This is a genomic window from Lactococcus hircilactis (genome assembly GCF_009601015.1).
GTDB classification, from domain to species: Bacteria; Bacillota; Bacilli; order Lactobacillales; family Streptococcaceae; genus Lactococcus; species Lactococcus hircilactis.
On sequence record NZ_WITJ01000003.1, the window covers coordinates 1 to 17,886 of the forward strand.

Annotated in this window: 14 protein-coding genes and 1 pseudogene; 1 reads left to right on the forward strand and 14 read right to left on the reverse strand. The window is 40.8% G+C overall.

The annotated features are described in order from the left end of the window. Positions 1-282, forward strand: a pseudogene (locus GHI93_RS12970) (integrase core domain-containing protein); the annotation flags it as partial. A gap of 285 nt (positions 283-567) precedes the next feature. On the opposite strand, the gene GHI93_RS02085 reads toward GHI93_RS12970, so the two are convergent. The 14 genes from GHI93_RS02085 to GHI93_RS13145 form a co-directional block, all read right to left on the reverse strand. Beyond that, positions 568-2,745, reverse strand: a complete 2,178-nt coding sequence (locus tag GHI93_RS02085) for a toprim domain-containing protein (RefSeq protein WP_170272368.1) — start codon at positions 2,743-2,745, stop codon at positions 568-570. Continuing rightward, on the reverse strand, positions 2,738-3,712 hold the full coding sequence (locus GHI93_RS02090; RefSeq protein WP_153495161.1) for a DNA-methyltransferase: 975 nt from the start codon (positions 3,710-3,712) through the stop codon (positions 2,738-2,740). Before GHI93_RS02090 ends, GHI93_RS02085 begins: the two co-directional genes overlap by 8 nt. 1 nt (position 3,713) lies before the next feature. Continuing rightward, entirely contained in the window at positions 3,714-5,531 is a 1,818-nt protein-coding gene (locus GHI93_RS02095) for a VirD4-like conjugal transfer protein, CD1115 family (protein WP_153495163.1), read from the reverse strand. Next, positions 5,528-6,049 carry a DUF3801 domain-containing protein gene (locus GHI93_RS02100; protein WP_170272369.1) on the reverse strand — a complete coding sequence of 174 codons (522 nt, stop codon included), beginning with the start codon at positions 6,047-6,049 and terminating at the stop codon, positions 5,528-5,530. Before GHI93_RS02100 ends, GHI93_RS02095 begins: the two co-directional genes overlap by 4 nt. Before the next feature lie 145 nt (positions 6,050-6,194). Next, positions 6,195-6,332, reverse strand: a complete 138-nt coding sequence (locus GHI93_RS02105) for a hypothetical protein (protein WP_211368869.1) — start codon at positions 6,330-6,332, stop codon at positions 6,195-6,197. Positions 6,333-6,605: 273 nt separating this feature from the next. Further along, positions 6,606-9,749 carry a DEAD/DEAH box helicase gene (locus tag GHI93_RS02110; RefSeq protein WP_153495167.1) on the reverse strand — a complete coding sequence of 1,048 codons (3,144 nt, stop codon included), beginning with the start codon at positions 9,747-9,749 and terminating at the stop codon, positions 6,606-6,608. After that, entirely contained in the window at positions 9,743-10,552 is an 810-nt protein-coding gene (locus GHI93_RS02115; RefSeq protein WP_153495169.1) for a Hachiman antiphage defense system protein HamA, read from the reverse strand. Before GHI93_RS02115 ends, GHI93_RS02110 begins: the two co-directional genes overlap by 7 nt. Before the next feature lie 91 nt (positions 10,553-10,643). Next, positions 10,644-11,549 (reverse strand): Fic family protein, encoded by a 906-nt coding sequence (locus tag GHI93_RS02120; RefSeq protein ID WP_153495171.1) that lies wholly within the window; start codon positions 11,547-11,549, stop codon positions 10,644-10,646. Positions 11,550-11,604: 55 nt separating this feature from the next. Beyond that, positions 11,605-12,588 (reverse strand): nucleotidyl transferase AbiEii/AbiGii toxin family protein, encoded by a 984-nt coding sequence (locus tag GHI93_RS02125; protein ID WP_153495172.1) that lies wholly within the window; start codon positions 12,586-12,588, stop codon positions 11,605-11,607. Next, positions 12,581-13,168: a type IV toxin-antitoxin system AbiEi family antitoxin domain-containing protein gene (locus tag GHI93_RS02130; RefSeq protein WP_153495174.1), complete on the reverse strand. Its 588-nt coding sequence runs from the start codon at positions 13,166-13,168 to the stop codon at positions 12,581-12,583. The genes GHI93_RS02125 and GHI93_RS02130 overlap by 8 nt, the downstream gene beginning before the upstream one ends. Before the next feature lie 71 nt (positions 13,169-13,239). Continuing rightward, positions 13,240-14,289 (reverse strand): hypothetical protein, encoded by a 1,050-nt coding sequence (locus tag GHI93_RS02135; RefSeq protein WP_153495176.1) that lies wholly within the window; start codon positions 14,287-14,289, stop codon positions 13,240-13,242. Then, positions 14,276-14,575: a hypothetical protein gene (locus GHI93_RS02140; protein ID WP_153495178.1), complete on the reverse strand. Its 300-nt coding sequence runs from the start codon at positions 14,573-14,575 to the stop codon at positions 14,276-14,278. The genes GHI93_RS02135 and GHI93_RS02140 overlap by 14 nt, the downstream gene beginning before the upstream one ends. After that, on the reverse strand, positions 14,575-15,267 hold the full coding sequence (locus tag GHI93_RS02145; RefSeq protein ID WP_153495180.1) for a hypothetical protein: 693 nt from the start codon (positions 15,265-15,267) through the stop codon (positions 14,575-14,577). Before GHI93_RS02145 ends, GHI93_RS02140 begins: the two co-directional genes overlap by 1 nt. A 17-nt stretch (positions 15,268-15,284) precedes the next feature. Further along, positions 15,285-17,876 (reverse strand): phage tail tip lysozyme, encoded by a 2,592-nt coding sequence (locus tag GHI93_RS13145; RefSeq protein ID WP_153495182.1) that lies wholly within the window; start codon positions 17,874-17,876, stop codon positions 15,285-15,287. Positions 17,877-17,886 lie beyond the last annotated feature (10 nt).

The following is a 17,886-nucleotide window of genomic DNA, read 5'->3' on the forward strand; positions in this document are numbered from 1 at the left end:
TTTAATTTTTCATTCTGACCAGGGATCACAATTTAAAGCTCAAGCATTCAGAAAGCTCTTGGATGAAAATAATATTCTAGCTTCCTATTCTAAACCTGGTTACCCCTATGATAATTCTGTCACTGAGATTTTTTCAAGTACCTGAAACTTTGGGAAATCAATCGGAAGACTTTTCATTCCATTCAAGAAGTACAACTTTCTTGTTTTGAATACATTGAATGTTTTTACAACAACTACAATCCTCATTCTGCCAACCATGAATTAACCCCTAATCAGAAATAAATGGAGTATTTTAAAATTTAATTTCCATTTTTTGTGTCTAATTATTTGACATTAGTCCAACAATCAATCCATTCTTTTTCAGGCATTTTCTTCACCTATTTTATCAGAAAGTCCCATTTTTTACAAAAAGATTTTTTAAAGGGAATTTTCTTGCTCCTGAACCTCCAAAAACCTAAACTATTCGCAAAATTAACTTGCTAAAACGTGAAAACTCATCATTTTTACACCTTGAAAACGTGATAAAAAAGCCAAATTTACTCCTCAAAAACGTGATTTTTCTCTTTTTTAGACTGAAATTCCCTTAGCGACAGGCAGATTTCCTTGAGCGGCAACGGCTTTTATTTTATCTTGTTCCACTTCTTTGGCCTGTTGGAGTCGCGTGTCAAAGTTCTTTTTAGACTTTGACCGCTTTTTAGCCGTCTTTGACTTCTCTGCTTCTGGCTGTTTTTGACCTTGCGTCGCCAGTTGGGCTTTCAAGTCCTCAATCACTTTTGCTTTCTCTGACAGTTCCTCAGCCAATGCTTTTCTACTTTTGACTTTTTTAGGGGTCTTAGGCACCTCCTCCAAAGCAAAACGCTGCGCTAAGTTTTGACTTATGGCTTGGAGTTCTTGACTCAATTTCAGAAAAGGGGATTTCAGAGTATTGGTCACAGAAATTCTTGTGGCTTGGAGCGCTGTACCCATTTGATTTCTCTTATTGAGAATCGCTCCTTTTACCTGATTCACAAGCTCCAATAAGCGCTCATGAATCTGTGCTCTAATCCCTTTGACTTCTGTTTGAGTTTCCTCTTTGGACATAGTCTTATTTTCCAAGACTTCCTTTTTAAATTGATTGACCAGTCCCTCAATTTTTGAAAAATGCGCCGAGAGTACGATTTCTAGCTCTTCTTTTGTGAGGACACTTTTGACCTCGCTAGGAAGCTCCTTCTTCGTTTCTACCTTTTGGGGAGACGTCCTTGTCTCAACGGGTGAAGTGGTCTGCGGTGCTTGGGGTGGCTCAACGACTGGATTTGTTGTTGCTTCTTTTTGAGGTTGAGGGGCAGGTGGGGCCTGTGTAAAGAGATTAGTCATTTCATCATCAAATTGTTGCGTTTCTTTAAGGAGCGTTTGCACCACTTCGTCCTGCGTTGGCTCTAAAGCAAGCAGGTCAAGCGGGGAAAAGTCTTGGTCAATCAACTGGTCATAAAGACCATCTAATCGGGTCTGATCCTCCTTTTTGAAATTCCATTGCAGCTCACGGAGGTGTTGCGCCGCTACAATTTGATCTGCCGTCTTTTTCTCTTCATCCGCACGAGATTTCTGAATGAGATAAGTTTGTTCCGTGTCTGAGAGCTTTAAAAAGCTCGCCCTTTTCTCTGATTTTTCACTTGACTCAGTTTTCATTGTCATCAATCCTTTCTGACTTTTTAGTTCATCATTCCAATCATTTTTTACTTGTCCCACATGAAGCGGTGGGAAATCTGTCTGTGCAAATTTGGGGGCATTAGGATACTGGTCATTAAACCGTTTCACAAAAGTTTTCCCTGCTTCATCATGGTCATAGGCAAAAGTAATCAGCTGCTTAGGTAAGTCCTCAATATTTACCGCCAAGCGGTCAAAAGTCTCTAAAAACTTTTCCTTTTGGACAAGTGCCAGCTCCTCACAACCATAAATCTCTGCAAGGTAGCGTGAGATGACTTGAGACTTATAGCCATCACTTGAAATCAGCTTGACGTTTTCAAGTTCTGCCTGATGAAGTTCATAATAACTCATTAAGTCAATCGGGGCTTCAAAAACAATCAAGCGCTCCGGTTGGCCAATATCAAGCACCATGCCTCCATAAGCTCCTGAGTTTTTCAAGACCCGTTTCAAATGTCCACTGGCGTGATCCTTGTGCAATTCGGGATAAGCCTTAATGCCTTGCACACTGGCACCCACCATGTGGAGGGGCTTATCAAAATGCTTAAAGACCAAAATCGGTTCATAAAAATATTGACCATTTTCGAGGGTATTCCGCCACTGCGATTGTGCGATTAAGCCTTTTTCCTCAAAGAACTGAATCGTTGCTTGAGATAAGCAACGAGCTTTGCTAAGGTACTTCTCTGCAAGGCTTTTGTTGGCCTGGTCTCTCAAATAGTAATGAAAAGGTTGCGCTTGGGGGATTTTTTGAACGTCAAACTTTTGCCACTCTGTTTGTGTGAGGTAAGCTACTGCTTCTTTGAAGTGCGCTCGACGCTCCTCAAATGTCCGAGCGTTAAAAAGAACCAAGCTGACTAAATCAACAGGCCCACCCCACAAGTTTTCTGAGAACCAATTAAAACGATTCTTTCTGGGATTAAGCCAGATACTTTGATGTCCCTCCCAGTCATACATATTCGAGCCAAGCGCTTTTAATCCCAGTTGCTGGGCAACTTGAAAGATATTCGCCGATTGCGCTTGGGCTAAAAGTTCTTTTCGATCATCAAGCGTTTGAATTTCAGCCACTCTTGCCTCCCTTCTGATTTTTCCTACTTTTTTTCTGGTCGAGCCAGGTATTTCTTTCCCAGAATACACCTGCCGCATAGCCTTGAATGGTGGAATCTCGCTCTGCCCGTTTCAACCTCACTTCGCCCCAAGCTGTATAACGCAAACTTTGTTCAATCCCGACGTAGCGCCGTCCTAGCTTTTTAGCGGTGACGAGGCTTGAACCTGACCCAGAGAATGGATCAAAGACGAGGTCACCCCGATTAGAACTTGCTAAAATCAATTTTGCCAGCAACTTTTCAGGCTTTTGGGTCGGGTGCGCTGTATTCTCTGGCATGGACCAATAAGGCACGGAAATGTCCGGCCAAAAATTAGACGGTAGGGTATCTCTGAATTTTCCTGCTTGGGTCTCTTGCCAATCTTTAGGCTGACCGTTTTCCTTATAGGGGGCAAACACCTTATGACGTATTCTGACCTGCTCCAAATTAAAAGTATAGTCTTTCGTGTTGGTTAAGAACCAAATGTCCTCCATTCCATTTTTCCAGTTAGATAAAGTCCCTCGCCCTTTCTCTCGTTGCCATGTGATGCGATTTTGAATGTGAAAATACTGACCAAGGAGGGGCGCAATTTCTAGGCTTGTTTGCCAATCCGTACAAACATAGACTGTCGCCTTTTCTTTGAGTAAGGGCTTGAGTCGTTCAATCCAAGCCACTGTATAGGCTTGATAATCAGCCGACTTCATCTTTTTAAACGACTTGCCGTCGTATTTTTTATCCAAATTATAGGGCGGGTCCACAATGGCTAAATCCACACATTGCTTAGGGAGCCACTCCATCAACTCAAAGGTATTACCACAAATGGAGTGATTGACGATGGTTTCAAGTTTTTCTAAGGTATCGTCTTTTGATAATATCCTGTTCAACTGTGCTTTAGGAATATCTTTAAGCTGCCAATCAAGCGTTTTGTTTTTAGGAGACTTTGGTTTCATCTTAGGCCGCCTCCTCGTGGGTAATGACACCATGGTCAATGATTTGTGTGGCCTTATCCAAAAATTCTTCCTCCTCGTCCATATAACGTTTATAGGTGTACCAATTTGGGTCTTGTGGGTTTTGAGCCAATAATGCGGCATTCGGGTGGTCATCCACCGTGTATTTTTTATCCTTAAAGACATACTGTCCTGAGATGAAGAGTAGCGCCGAGTTATTGTTTAATCGGCCAATCTCATCAGGCGTAAAGAGATCCCGCGCTTGTTTTTGATAACTCGTTGAGCCTCCACCTCGCCCATGATTTTGCGTTCGATTGCGAATGGAAATAGTCTGCTTCCCTGCACGTTGAGAGAGATAGGCTGTGGTTTCTTTCTCATCTCCCCCCAAAAAGAGCAGGCTGTCACAACTATTCAGCAAAGTTTCCCAACCGTTCTTATACATAGTTTTGAGCTGAGCTAAAGCTTGCAGGATAATCACAATCGACATTTCTCGGCTTCTAAAGGTGGCCAAGGCTTTATCAATGTTTGGAATCCGCCCAATGTTTGCGAACTCATCTAAGATAAAGCGCACATTCAAAAGCGTTTTCCCATTTGGCAAGGTTCTCGTACCTTGCAGCACTTCATCTGCTTTTTTACGCAAGCGCTCCATGACCGTTGATAAAAACATAGCTGCGATAAAGTTATAGCTGTCATCTGTTTCAGGAATCGCCAAAAAGACGGCTGTCTTTTCTTCATTCCAAGAATCAATGTCCATGGTATCTTCCGCAATCAGATTAACGACTTTATCATGGTCAAACACCGAAAAGCGGGTTGCCGCAATCGCAAGCGCACTGGAGCGTGTTTCCGCTTTAAAAAGGTCATTAAAGAGTGTCCATTGTTTATAAGCGTAGTTATTTGGGTGGCGAGCGTTTTGTTCTTCCATCCACTCCTCCACCACACTTGGGACCTTTGCCTCTTTGCGTTCAATATGACGAAAAAGTTCTGAGACCATGCCAAGGTCAGGGGTATAATCGTTATCTTGTCCATCAATCCACAAAAAGGTAATCATCGCACGGGCAAGGAGTCCTTCTGCGCGTTGCCAGAAATCTTCGCTTTGATTATCGCCTTTTTTAGTGGCTTCTGAAATGGCTCCAAAGATTCGATCCACATCCATTTCATCCTCTAAATAATGAAAAATATTAAAGCGGTCGCTGTTAAAAAACGTGACCAAATCAAAGATTTTAACTTGATAGTCATTTTCCTCTAACATCTTGCCACATTCACGGACTAGTAGTCCTTTCGGGTCGGTAACGATATAACTTCCCAGCAGTTGCATGAGATTAGGCTTGACAAAGGTATAAGTTTTCCCTGAGCCCGGCCCGCCCAACACCACGACGTTTTTATTCTTTTGGTAGCGATAATCAATCGCTTGGTTAATCAAGCCCATGCGGGCTTTTTGCGTATAGATAATATTATTCTCAGGTCTTAAATCCGCAAAATGACTGATTTCTTCTGGCCGCGCAAGCCTTGCCGAGCCATGTTCTTCATTATTGCGGTAAACGCCGTGGTCATTATTGCGAACATAAGCAATCAGTCCCGAAGATCCCCCAATAAGGGCAAATAAAAAACCGATTGAGGTCGGCACATAAAGAAATTGGAAGTCCTGGTCTGATAAGAGTTCCAATAAGGCATAGTTAAAGAGGCTGTCGAACTGATCTGCCAGCGTTTGCCCCGGTAGGCCTGTCAAAAAATTCCCCAACCAAAATCCTAAAATAAAAAGCACTCCCGATAAAATCAGGTAGTGCTTCAAATTCTTTTGATAGGGGCGGGTTCTATCACTCATTTTATTCCTCCCATCTTTGGTGTAGCTTCAACACTTTTGTCCTGTCGTCTCGCCACACGGGACAGGCGCTCTGCCTCTTGGGCTTTACCCGCTTTGAGTTTTTCTTCAAAGGTTTGTACATTAGGATTTTTAACCAGTTGACTCACTACCTCGGCAGGGCGGGTTGTCAGTTCTGCCAAAATTCCCTCTAAGGCCTTTTTAGCTAAGGCCTCGTCTTTCACTTTGAAAAAAATGTTGGTGCCATGCTCCACTTTCTTAAAAGCAAAAGGTAGCCCCTGTTCCTCAAAATAATGCTTGACTTTTTTCAAATCCACTTCCTGCCTTAAAAATTGCGAGGTCACAGGGTCTGTTGCATTGAGTAAACGATGCAGTTTATTTTGTCCTGTCGTTAGAGTATCTTGTCGTTCTAGCCATGTATGGAGCCCATCGCTCGACAAATTTTCTAAGATTTTGAGAAAGGTGCGTAGCGTATTAGTTCCATTGACGACAAATTTGTCAATCACTTGTTCTTGATCCATTTTCCCTCTTTCTCCACAAAAAGAGACCATGAACAAAATGTCATGGTCCCCATTCTTAGTTATTTATAATGTATCTAAATAGAGCAAATTATCACTCGCTTATTTTTCCAAAAGCTGATTCAGTAGAATTTTTGATTTCAACTTGTCATAAATCGTCCCAATCAATGTCATTGGCATTTGTAGAAATAGAGTCATCGTTTTCACGGCCCACAACTTTGTCAAGTGTCCCTGTTGTGAGAAGATAAAGCGCTTCTTGAATAGACTCCCAATCTCTTTTATTCATGATGACCACATCAAAATCAGAATTTTTTGTCGTATTATCACCTGCTTGTTCTCACTTGCAATCTGCTTCAATAAACTGAAAAAATTTCTTCTGGCATTCGTTGGCGAATAAATGTTTTGCACGTTTTCCCCTTCCTTACCTCCCCATTGTACATGGTGTACAATTTTCGCCTACAATAAGATACTTTTTGAATTTCATACTTCAAGAGACTGAATACGAAAAATAAAGCTCATACATCTTTTAGGCCAGTTCTCCCCCACTTACTTCTATCTTTTACAACTCACTCAAAACATGCTCAAAATAGGAAGGATAGGCGGATAGGATTTCGGTAATTGTTACCTTATTTTCCTTGATTGTACTTTTTATATTTGCTTTATTTAGGTTAAGAACAAATAAAACTTCACCAATTCTTTGAGCAACTACACGATCTGAAAATCCTATTTCATATACCAAAATTGCTTTCTTATCAGGTAAGCCATACCTCATTTTTTGGCTTAGTAAATTTAGTTTTTTTCTTATCACATCGCTGTTCGGAACTACTGCAGCCACAATCTCAGCAATAGCATTTACCACCATTATTGCTGAATAACCAAATCCATTATCACATATTTCAATGATATCGCTCAACAAGATGTCTCTCTGCTTTGCCTTCGGGCGATTGTCTTTAACGGTCACCCTATTTTGCTTGCAATATTCCAAGATACTAAAATAACTCTCCCCAGCAATCCATTTCATCAGTATATTAGCAATTTCTTCTTCTTGGATAACCTTTTTTATTGAGTTATTTTCTGAATATCTGATAAGTTGTGGAAAAATTAATCTTATCAAATCCTGTTCATTTTCTGAAGAATTGAATAATTCAACTTTTGACAGAACCCAGTTATTTAATTCTTCCGATTGAAAAACGCCTAGCTGTGCTTTACTAAAGATAGAAATATCATTTTCTGAAATATTGTTCAAAATATATTCTTGTACAAGCTCAAATAAATGTATTAGCTCACGCTTTTCTTCATCATTAGCCAGAAAATAGCCAAAAGTTTGACCAAGTATCACTTTAATATCTTGCTCACTTTCGGAAGAAGCAGCAAAGGACTCAAGAATATAATTTTCGATTGCTTCAAGAGTATTTTCAAGAATGCTCAACCTTTCTTCGAAAGTTTCTAACCCAACTTTATAGCTTTGTAATACTTTTCTCCATTCTTCTATTGTTTCACGGTAGCTTGCCTTATCAGAATACCTAAACTCCACCAATACTTTGAACGGTACCGTATAAGTTATGGCTCCTTCCTTAAAACTAACCTGTTGTACTATCTTCAAAATATTACTAGAACATTTCTCTGAATTACCTGTCTCTAATAGATGAGTATATTTTTCAAATTTCCATCGGTTACGGTCTTGAAACCGTTGAGGATAGACGGTAGAATCAGAAAAAATGATACTCCCTTCTGTATACTTCCCTGCTCTTCCTGTTCGTCCTATCAGATTATGAAAATCCCGAACTTTGAATTCCTTTCCTGCTTGATAAAAACTTGGAACAATTAAGTATTTAATTGGCAAGTTAACACCTTGGGCTAGTGTTGATGTACAAACCACGCACCTTGATAAATTATTCTTGATAGCATACTCTACACAATTACGGATGCCATTGGAAATACCAGCATGATGAACAAAGATACCTCTAAGCGCTGCTTTATAAATCTCATTCTCTGTCCCATAATTATGTTCAATTAACCTCCCTACTTTTTCATGTTCATTATGTTTACAGAACCTGGATAGGGTAGAAATGTCATAACCACGCTCCTCAATCTCTATAAACCGTTTCAAAATGTTATCTGCAACTACTTTAGTAGGACAAAAAATTGCAACCCCTCCATTATGAATCAGCTTAATCGAGAAATAAATCCCTATGTCACTCGTTTTTCCATATTCAGGAAATCTTCTTTGTTTCCTTTCTTTGCCTTTTTTCTCTAAATTAGAGGTTTCTACAACACGCGGAACAAAAAACTCTTCCTCATTCATATTTTCTGGATTTATAAAATGCAAAATTCCATTTTTAGATTTTCCACTTTCTCCCCAATCACTGAAAGCAACTGTTTTTTCAGACGATTTTATTGTATTATCCGCAATAATTTGCCCACTTCCATTATTGAACCAATTATTTAATTCTTCTGGATTTGGAATAACAGCAGATATAAGTAATTTCTGAATATCCTTTTTCCCATCCAAATAAAGCTTTATTGTTGACAATAATAGCTCATAATCTGCTCCTCGCGATCCATCATCAAATAAATGAGCCTCATCAAAAATGACTAATCCCATTCGTTCCAGAATGGTGTGATCATTTCTAAGTAAGTAGAGGAATTTTTCTGGCGTCAGAACAATAACCTGCATTTTCTCTTCATGCAATTGAATTGTTCCAAATAGTTCCTCCGTGTTCGGTATATCGGAAAGCTGTGATAAAACAAAATTTGAATTTGCTTTAAAATAACTGCCCAAGTCATCACTTATTTCTTTACATAATGCTCTAAATGGAGCCACTACTACAGCTAAATTCGTTCTACCAGAAAGAAAAGCAGACTGGATTGTCAGAGCAATTGAGGTCGTTTTTCCTGAACTCGTAGGCATTTGGATAACTCCCGAGTTACCGTCAAAAACGCCTTCAATTCCAAATTTGATTTGCGCTGGCCAAAGTTCTGTTATTTTTTCTTGAACCCCTAGCTGTTCATGCCACACTTCACTGCTGATATTTGAAAATCCTGGCATTAGATTCTGCGGTGAATGAAGAATTTTTTTCTTGAAAATCGCCAATAATGCATCAACCAAAAGTAATTCACGACTTGTGCCTTCGCTATAGACTTTATTCTTAAGTTTTTCAAAAAATGTAAAATCTACATCACGTTTTTGCTCAAAATATAACTCATAATCCGTAAGAAGCCTCATAAGCTCATCCTGATATTTTCCGTTAAGTAACTCAATATCTGGCTTATCCTGCTTTCCCTTCAGAAAGTACTCAATCAGAACTGCAATTCCAGAGGACCCAAAATTGTCTCCAAACTCCAACTTTTGACTTAAAACCATTGAACTACCAATCATATCAGAAAAGTAATAAGCAATCGAACCTAGTAGTAAATAATATTTTTGATGCCTCAGTTCCAACTTAGATTGAAAAAGTGCATCAAAAAAGCGTGATGAAAATTCCAATTCTTTTTGGTCTTCTTCGCTGACTATGATTGGGGCGGTTTCAGATTTCCAAATATTATTTGAGCTATTTCCTATTACGCCAATAGTTATCAACAGTAAATCAATCGCATTTGATTCTACGTCAATATGCTCATCAAGAGGAACGTCGTACTCAAACATCTTTGATTTAGCTCTTGTTTTCTTTAGTAAATATTTTGAATGATCTTCAATCAGCATCGACTGGCCCTCTCATAAAGTTCTTTGATAAATTCCAATAATTTGTCAGAATAAATAACTAAAAGTTTAAGATTCTGATTAACGTTCTTGGAAACATCAACCTGTCTCACTAAGTCTTCACTATAAGAGCGACTGGAATGGACAGCTACAGCACTGAAAACAAGATTATAAGGCCTATCTGTTTTATTTTGAAACCTTTTAACCAGCTTTGCTTCTTCGAGCATATTGTATCCCCGCAACCTTTGTACCTCAGCATTAAGAGACTCAGCTAGGCGTAATTTATCATTTGCTTTTACTGAATCATTAACTGCCTTTTGAAGCTTTGCTTCTGGCTTAGCTTCCCTAGCTTGTGCCTTCACTTCTAGAACATGTAATTCATCACTTGATGAAGGAGAGTCAGCATTTTTACACTTATAACCCAAAACATCACTTCCCATCGGAGAAGAATTTCGATTAATTTTATTTCTATACCTTGTTCTTGTTGTGTAGTAACCTTGTATAAATTCAATGTAATCACTAACTAAAATCTCTGCGAAGTCCCCTGACATTGTCGCCGCACCTATCCCAATAGTTGGGTCAGGAAACTTAATTTGGGCTAGAAATTCTTGGTATGTAAGTCCCGTATCTGGAACCAAAAATTCGAGGTCATCATCCGAACAGTATTCTTCCCTTAGATGTCTCGCCCATTCGTTGATAATTGTAACATCCTGATCTATCTTTAATTCATAGATTGTAACTACCTTCCCCTGAATAGTTACTAAGTCAGATTTCTTTTTAAAATACTTTATATGGGAACTTGACATACTTAGCTCACTCCTTTTTTATTGTCACCGAAGCAAAATAAACGTTGGATGGTACTCGAAAAACCATCTCTCAAATCCAGATTCTAACCAATTATAATTTTGGAGATTTTTGTTCGTTGGTATTACTTGAGGGAAATTTTGCCTGTTTCTGCTTTGCCTCTTCCAAGTGCGTATAGAAATCTTTTTGGCTTTTAAAAGGCACAATCACAAGCTCATGAGTACCGCCAAATAATAGGTTATCGGTAAACCATTTGAGGTATTGGTCTGTCCGATAGCGTGAAGTGGTCGCCGCATTAGCTAGGACAAGGGCATCTCTAAAGAACTTTGAATTTTTCTTGAATGGTTCATTATTCACTTCAAAACCCATGTGGCGGAGGTATTTAATCAAAAAGACGGCTGACGTTCTGGTGTTCCTCTCCCGAAAAGGGTGCGTCTGCCAGGTTCCAGAAACGAACTTCATGACTTGGTTCGCAATCTCGTGTTTTGTCATCATAGAATAATCCCGATTTTTCTCCATTTCAAAATCATAAGCAAGATTTTCCGCAATCATAGAAGCACTGGCATATTCAACACTTTTACCGTTCAAAACAGGTTCTGTCTTCGTGACGTTTTCCGTCCGATAACGCCCGACAGGATAACGAAAACTCTCAACGCCATGAAATAGGCGCTTGTGATAGTTGAGTAGAGTCACAGGACTTAGGCTGAAACCTTCTTCTGCTAAAATTTGGAAAATCCCAAGAGACGAAACATCCGCTTCTTCATGGCGCTTGTCATCTTCTGATGGATTCTCCACATAATAACTTTTGACATTTTGCTCAACTTCCTGATAGCTGACTTTTCCATCAATATGGGATTGTGCTTGTTGCACCATGTACTCAGACGGCTCTAATCCATCTGTTTTTTGTAGTCCAAAAGCCGTCTCCCAGAGGTCTAACTTATGGCGGCCGCTATATTCGGTCTTTTCAACCTGATACGGCCGTTCTTCATCAAAGGACATCTATATCTCTCCATTATTTTTTTATCTAGTGATACATCCAACTTTTTGCTTTTCCTTACAAATGTGCCGACCTTGATTTCTCAGGGGAGTTATCTTCTATAAATTTTACTTGTTTTTCTTCTGCCTCCCGTAGCCGTTTCTCAAAATTTTTGGATGGATTTTCACCTTTGGTACGGTTCAACATCTTCTCTTCCGTTACAGCCAAATCATCAACTACAGCCTTTACTACTTCAAAAACTATCTCAAAGCCAAGTGTTCTCGCATAGCTATTTTGGTTTTGAAACTTTCGCCAATGGCTTTCCTGTTCCGCGGAGTGAGAAAGCCTTGAGATGATTTCTCCATATTCTTTCGCTGGAATTTCTAAGTTTCTCTGAGTCTTTGTTTTATTCATCGCCACTACCACATCCTTTAGCGAGAAATTAGGAAAAACATTTTTTAAGACATAAATGTCGTACAAATCTTTTGAGCGGGAATTCGTATTATCGACTTGCCCATAAGAGAGCGTTGTAATGACTTTATCTGCCATAATCTGCTCAATCGGGTAAGACCTGAAATCAATTTTTTCATCTTCAAACAAGAGCTGAATTTGTTGGTTTTGAACAGGAAGAATATCTTCTCCTGTTGTTAAATCAATCTTGATTGGAATTTTCATTTTACCAATGCAGTAATTCAAATGGATTTTAAAGCCATTGTACAAGAAATCTTCTCGCGTTTCTTCTTGTCGCAACCATTCAAAATAGCCTTTATCACTGCTTTCTGGTTTCGAAATGAGCTGTTCAAATTGCTTTAAACCTTCTTCATCAAGACGCATATTAGCGATTGTTCCATCCAAATCTGCGGTCGCACGATTCGCCAGCTGCAAAATTATTGTTAAGAGATAGCCCCCTTTGAGAATAAATTTATCTTTTAACTGTTCGGTTGAGGCAATCTTTTTGGCAAGTTGCTCCACTGCATAAAGCCGATAGAGTTGTTGGGCTGACAAGCCTGTCCCATCCATTTTCTCCTTAATGAGATTTTTAACGCGTTGTTCACTAAGCATAGACCGTCATCTCCTTTTTCATTTTGTCAAGCACGCCAAACTGTTGGGCATAGCCTAACAGACGCTCCACATTGACATCTCCCAAGGCAAAATAACCTTGCATGACCTCCTCAAAAATAAGGGGAAGCGTATAGCGAGAACGCGCTAAATCAACCAGCGTTTTCTCTGGATTATAAGCCAAAATTGGATTTCCCTCCCAAGTTTGTACCTCCTTGATTCCTGTCTGGTACTGCTCACGACTAACAAAATAGGGAGCAATCGCAAGTTTAGGATTACGATAGAGTTTATAGCCTTGTGGAAAGGAGAAAATGGGTTCTGTTGGTGTGAAGCTCGTAAAGCCGTATAAAGCAGCTGCACTCTCATGACTGAGAACCCCTTTAGAATAAACCGTTTGTAACAGTAACAGTTCATCTGGGAGGTCATTTTTTAGCGTATAGACCCCTGCATGGACTTTTTCAAGCTCGCCACGCAAATACATCTTACGCACCCCCTCCTTAGAAAGACCACATTCTAGGGCTTTCGGTAGGGTCAACACGCCTCCATTTTTTTCAAAAATTTGTCGGGTTTTCTGATTTAGCATGGCGATCCCACCACCTTTCTTGCTCTCATTATACCATTTTATAGTGAAATATACAACTTTTCCTATACTTCCTATTTATCTCCTTCTTCAAAACCGATGTCCCTAAGAAGTGTGGAAAGGACTTGTTCAGAGAGGGCTTGGGCTTTTTCACGCTGTGCCTCTAAACGTTTTTGACTTTCCTCAAAGATCAGAAGTTCATATTTTTCTTTTAAGTCCTGCTCTGTGGTAAGCCGACTATTTTGAGCTTCTACCTTCGCTGCGCGCTCTTTCTCGTCAAATTCTTGTTTGGCAATTTTTAGAGCAGCCACTTTAGTTGCTTCAATTTTGGCCCTTTCTTTTTCCAGTTCTTGCTGGTAAAGGGCTTGAAAACTGTCTTGGACTTGTTTCGTAATCTCTGCTTTGTCCAATAAACCGAGGGCCTTTAAGGTGGAATCAGGGACAGAATTTTTATCCAGCAAAGGTAAAAGTTCCGTTATCTCTGATGAATCAATGGATGGTATTTTAGAAACTGACGATTTCTTGGAAAGTGGTTCAGACTTAGGAGGTTCAGATTTAGGAGGTTCAATGATTTCTGCTTCTCTAGGTACCTTCTTACTTTCAGATTGATTGAGTTGTTGCTTCAACTTCTCAATCTCCGCTTCTTGCGACCTGATCTGCAAGGAAAGCCTTGCTTTTTCTTCATCTTCCCTTTCTTCTGGCCCCTCGTCCATAGCAGACAAATCAGGGGCTGGCGCATAAGCCTTAACATCAGGATTTTCTTGTTCAGCCACTTTAGGACGTTTAAAGGGCATCACTTTAGGAAAACTTTTTTCTTTTTCCAAGCGGTCTTTTTCTTTGACGGGTTGCGTGGCATAGAAAAACTCAAGCCAGTCGTCATAGTCCTCTTCGTCCGCAATCAAAACGGGAAAGTGAAGTGCGGCGGAGTAAATCTCCTGCTCGCCTTTCGCCGTGGTTTTGACTTTTGTTAAAGTGACTGAGCCATTGACTTTTAATTCCTGCAAGCGCAAGTTTTCCGCAATGACCCAATTGATAAGCTCATAGGCATCTGAGACCTCTGTCGCTCGAAAGTTCACGCAATTCCTCATCTCATAGCGAAAAGCAGTCTTTTTAAAGGGATTCATGACTTTCCTCCTCTGGTTGTACTACTGGAAGCGTTGGTTTTCCCTGTCTGCTTGGACTTTTTGCTTGCTCTACCATTTGCGGCATTTGTTTCAAGAACTCTGACATGGTCAACTGATGAGAAGCCAAGATTTCTGCGATGACATTGGAGTTCGTGGCTTCTAACTCTTCTTTTTTGTGTGCGATTTTACCTTCGAGATCTTTTTGCTTTTGTTCTAAATCTGCCAGTTCTTTTTCTTGGCGAAGACGTCGATTTTCTAGATCACTGAGTTTTGTTTGTCTTACCATTACGGGTTCTCTCCATTTTCTGTTGTAGTTGATGCTTGCGTGACGCCACTTCCTGTAATTGCCACCTTGTCATTGGGTTTTGTACCAAGTTTATTAGACGAGGACGTAGCGTTCGTGCTTTCTGGATAGGTATTTTGATTGTCCGCGTCCAAGGGTTCTGAAAAAGCCACGTTTTGTATGTTATTGACAAGGAGCTTTTTACCTTGTTTGGTGTAGCTCAATAGAATCGTATCGGTATTTTCTTGGTCTTTCAACTCGCCCACCTTTGATTGAAGACTAGAGCGCTGAGTATTGGTATAATGCACCACACAAAGCGCCGTCAATTCTGTTTCATCCAAGTAAATCGTGGCTTTTTGATAGACCTGATTGATAATATATCCTTTATAAGCCTGATTGACAGGTTGATTTTCTGTCGCAACGGCCTCACGGTACATTTCATCAGTCATCAGGTTCTTATAACGATTCCGATTTTCCGACAGTTCTTTTTTCGTGTAGTATTCCGTCAAGAAATGCGTGACATTTCCTGGTGATAGGCGAGACGTGGAAATAACCTTTGTGGGGACTTGCCTTTGAGACACTTTGGCAGGCTTTCCGAGTCGCAGCCCTACGAATAAGCCCGTTAACAAAAGCAAGACCACTGCTGCTCCAATGCCCAGCCGTTTGACCAGTTGTAATTTTTGTTCGTTAATCAATTTTTACCTCTATTTCTTTACTTTGTTGGATCAATAAATGTAATCCCAGCGTTTGATGCAATCACGCGATAGCTAATCTTGCCAGAGCCAGGATTGACCACATTCATCTCACTCACAAGAAAACTTCCGTCTGGATTGACATATTCCACAAAAGCAACGTGCCCATAGATTGGAGAACAGCCTAATAGACCAGGGGTAAAGGAGGCCATATCGCCTACTTTTGGGGTAGAAGAGGTCGCATAACCTGCCGCCTTAGCACTTATCCCCCATTGTCCACCATTGCCAAGATTTGCTGGAATGTGGTTTCCTAACTGATATTCGCGGTTATAGACATACCAGGTACAGTTATTGAGGGCATAGTTATTGCCTGGGTAGCCTGTGACATCTTGTTCATTCGGTGCTGGTTCAGTGAGTTTCCCTGCATATTCAGGAGGAACAGAGACGTCCGCTTTTCCAGAACTGCCACTAGCTGCCCGCGTGAAGTAAGCCTGCCAATTTTGTGCGGCTTGAATCCTCTCTGAAATCTTATTCCCAGGATTTCCCTCCCAGTAGGTCAAGAAATAATTGGTCAGCGTCGGGAGGTCTTTTCCGACTTTTCCTTGCAGGGTATTATTTAAAGCGGTAATCGCACCGGGCGAATCGCCTGTGGTCGCAAATTGGATTTGTAAGCTCCCGTCATACCACGGTTTCTTTTGGGCTTTGGCAAAAGCTAAAAGAGCAATATCGCGCTCGTTCGTCCATTGCCCTAAGCCAATCCCAGCCTGATGAATGGCAGGGTATCTAGCGGCATAAGCCGCGTCCATGCTCGCAATCGCAAAACCAGTGGCTTGCGCCGCTTGTTTACGCGGCCCCATTTTAAAAGGTTCATCGTATATGGTCTCGACCGCCGTCGGGTCAAGATTCCCTTCCACTTGATAATTGCCAAGCACTGCACAGACGCCATTCAAAGTCCCACCGTGTGCCATGGCATAATTGTAAATGGCTTGGGCGGAGGCTAATTGGCTACTGTCTGGGTTGTAATCATTCGCCGCAAGCTGCGTCATTTGCGTATAAGTGACTTTGGGAAAATAAAAAGCTGGATTGACAAATTTCCAGTTTTTCGACGCGTCATCGTATTTTTGAAGGGTGATGTCTAACTTACTTCCTAAACTATTCCCAATAAAAGCCCCAGACGAGAGGTTTTGGCCATTGGTTAGGCGGCTCGTATCTACTTTTTTGAGGCTGACTTTTTCTTCTTGGGTAGTATTTTCAATCGTGACTTGCTGGTTGGAATTGATTGTGACCTTGCCTGAGAGTGGCGAAACAATCGGTTGATTTTCAGATGTCGTCACCTCAATGCTTTGGTGGAGCTTCGTTCCCTCATAGCCATAGCGCCGATTGATGATGAGATTATCTGTCGCATAAGGAAAAGCCAGCTGCCCATCCAGCGCTTGATAACCCATTTCAGAAATCATCTGCTTCATATTGGTGTAATCCTCTTGACTGAGCGCATAAGCGCCTTTTTTCTCTAAATCGTCCATCGTTGTCAGCTCATAATTTGGTGCTTTCCCATTGAGGGCTGTCCACAAGTCAGAAAGGTAAGTCTTAGCAGGTTGTCCATTTGATAAGGTCCCATTGACGTCGTAATCATCAAACTTCTCATTCATATAAAACATGACTCCATCAAAATTCGTATAAAATTGATTGCCGTCCTTGGAATGGTCCGCATCTAGTTTTGTCATGGTTGTCCACGCGTCCGTGAGTTCAAAATCATTTTGCTTAATCGAAGGATTAGGAACATCTGCGGCTGCGGCCACAATCATCAAGACCAGAAACAAAACCAGACTGGCAATCCAGACCACAGGATTGTGGGTTATGCCTTTGAGAGCGGCTTTAGGAGAGATTTTCCCCCGCAACAAGTTCATCATAAGGGACGTTGATTCTTTCGCCTGTTTGGCTTCTCTTCTCAATTTCTTTTGTTGGATAAAGCGTTGATAGCGATGTTTAAGTTGCTTACGGAGTCTTAAGTCATCGGGGGTCCTTGTAAAGCCTTTGCCTTGAACCCAATTAAAGGTTCGATTGGATAACCCATACGTTCGTTTCGTTAGTCCCAAGACGACACGTCCTCCTGACTTGGTCAGTTCAATGTGCTGCTTGGCGAGGTTCACTTGACGCATGGTTTTTTGGACTTTTTCAACGCCCTCAGAAAGGGTCTCATCACTTTCTAAGACATTCGCAGGTGAGGTCATGAGATTTTCCTTTACCGCCACTTTACTCGTAAGTTTAAGCTGCGTGGGGAGGTAAGACGGGTCTTGCTTACGCATTTTCTTGAGCAAGAGTTTTCTCGCCGCAAGCTCTCGCTTAGCTTCTCCTATTTCATTTTCTCCTCCAGAAACATCGTTTTGCTTGAGTTGCACTTTTAGGTTTTCCAAATCATGAGTTTCTTTGGGCGTTAATTTCTGTGCGCTTTTGCGTTTGAGGCGCAACATTTTCCTTGCGAGATGCACATTTTTAGAGGCAGTCAGCCGCACTTGACGGGGCTTTTGCTGGGCTGTTTCTTTGAGGAGTTCAGTTGCCCGTTGCTTGACCTGAATGGTTTTTTTAATCTGTTGCTTTTGTTTCTCGTCCATTTTCCTCCCT

Bases quoted from the DNA above. Each gene is read 5' to 3' on its own strand.
- GHI93_RS02090 (WP_153495161.1), bottom strand. From the start codon at position 3,712: ATGAAACCAAAGTCTCCTAAAAACAAAACGCTTGATTGGCAGCTTAAA.
- GHI93_RS02095 (WP_153495163.1), bottom strand. From the start codon at position 5,531: ATGAGTGATAGAACCCGCCCCTATCAAAAGAATTTGAAGCACTACCTG.
- GHI93_RS02100 (WP_170272369.1), bottom strand. From the start codon at position 6,049: ATGGATCAAGAACAAGTGATTGACAAATTTGTCGTCAATGGAACTAAT.
- GHI93_RS02105 (WP_211368869.1), bottom strand. From the start codon at position 6,332: ATGAATAAAAGAGATTGGGAGTCTATTCAAGAAGCGCTTTATCTTCTC.
- GHI93_RS02110 (WP_153495167.1), bottom strand. From the start codon at position 9,749: ATGCTGATTGAAGATCATTCAAAATATTTACTAAAGAAAACAAGAGCT.
- GHI93_RS02115 (WP_153495169.1), bottom strand. From the start codon at position 10,552: ATGTCAAGTTCCCATATAAAGTATTTTAAAAAGAAATCTGACTTAGTA.
- GHI93_RS02120 (WP_153495171.1), bottom strand. From the start codon at position 11,549: ATGTCCTTTGATGAAGAACGGCCGTATCAGGTTGAAAAGACCGAATAT.
- GHI93_RS02125 (WP_153495172.1), bottom strand. From the start codon at position 12,588: ATGCTTAGTGAACAACGCGTTAAAAATCTCATTAAGGAGAAAATGGAT.
- GHI93_RS02130 (WP_153495174.1), bottom strand. From the start codon at position 13,168: ATGCTAAATCAGAAAACCCGACAAATTTTTGAAAAAAATGGAGGCGTG.
- GHI93_RS02135 (WP_153495176.1), bottom strand. From the start codon at position 14,289: ATGAATCCCTTTAAAAAGACTGCTTTTCGCTATGAGATGAGGAATTGC.
- GHI93_RS02140 (WP_153495178.1), bottom strand. From the start codon at position 14,575: ATGGTAAGACAAACAAAACTCAGTGATCTAGAAAATCGACGTCTTCGC.
- GHI93_RS13145 (WP_153495182.1), bottom strand. From the start codon at position 17,876: ATGGACGAGAAACAAAAGCAACAGATTAAAAAAACCATTCAGGTCAAG.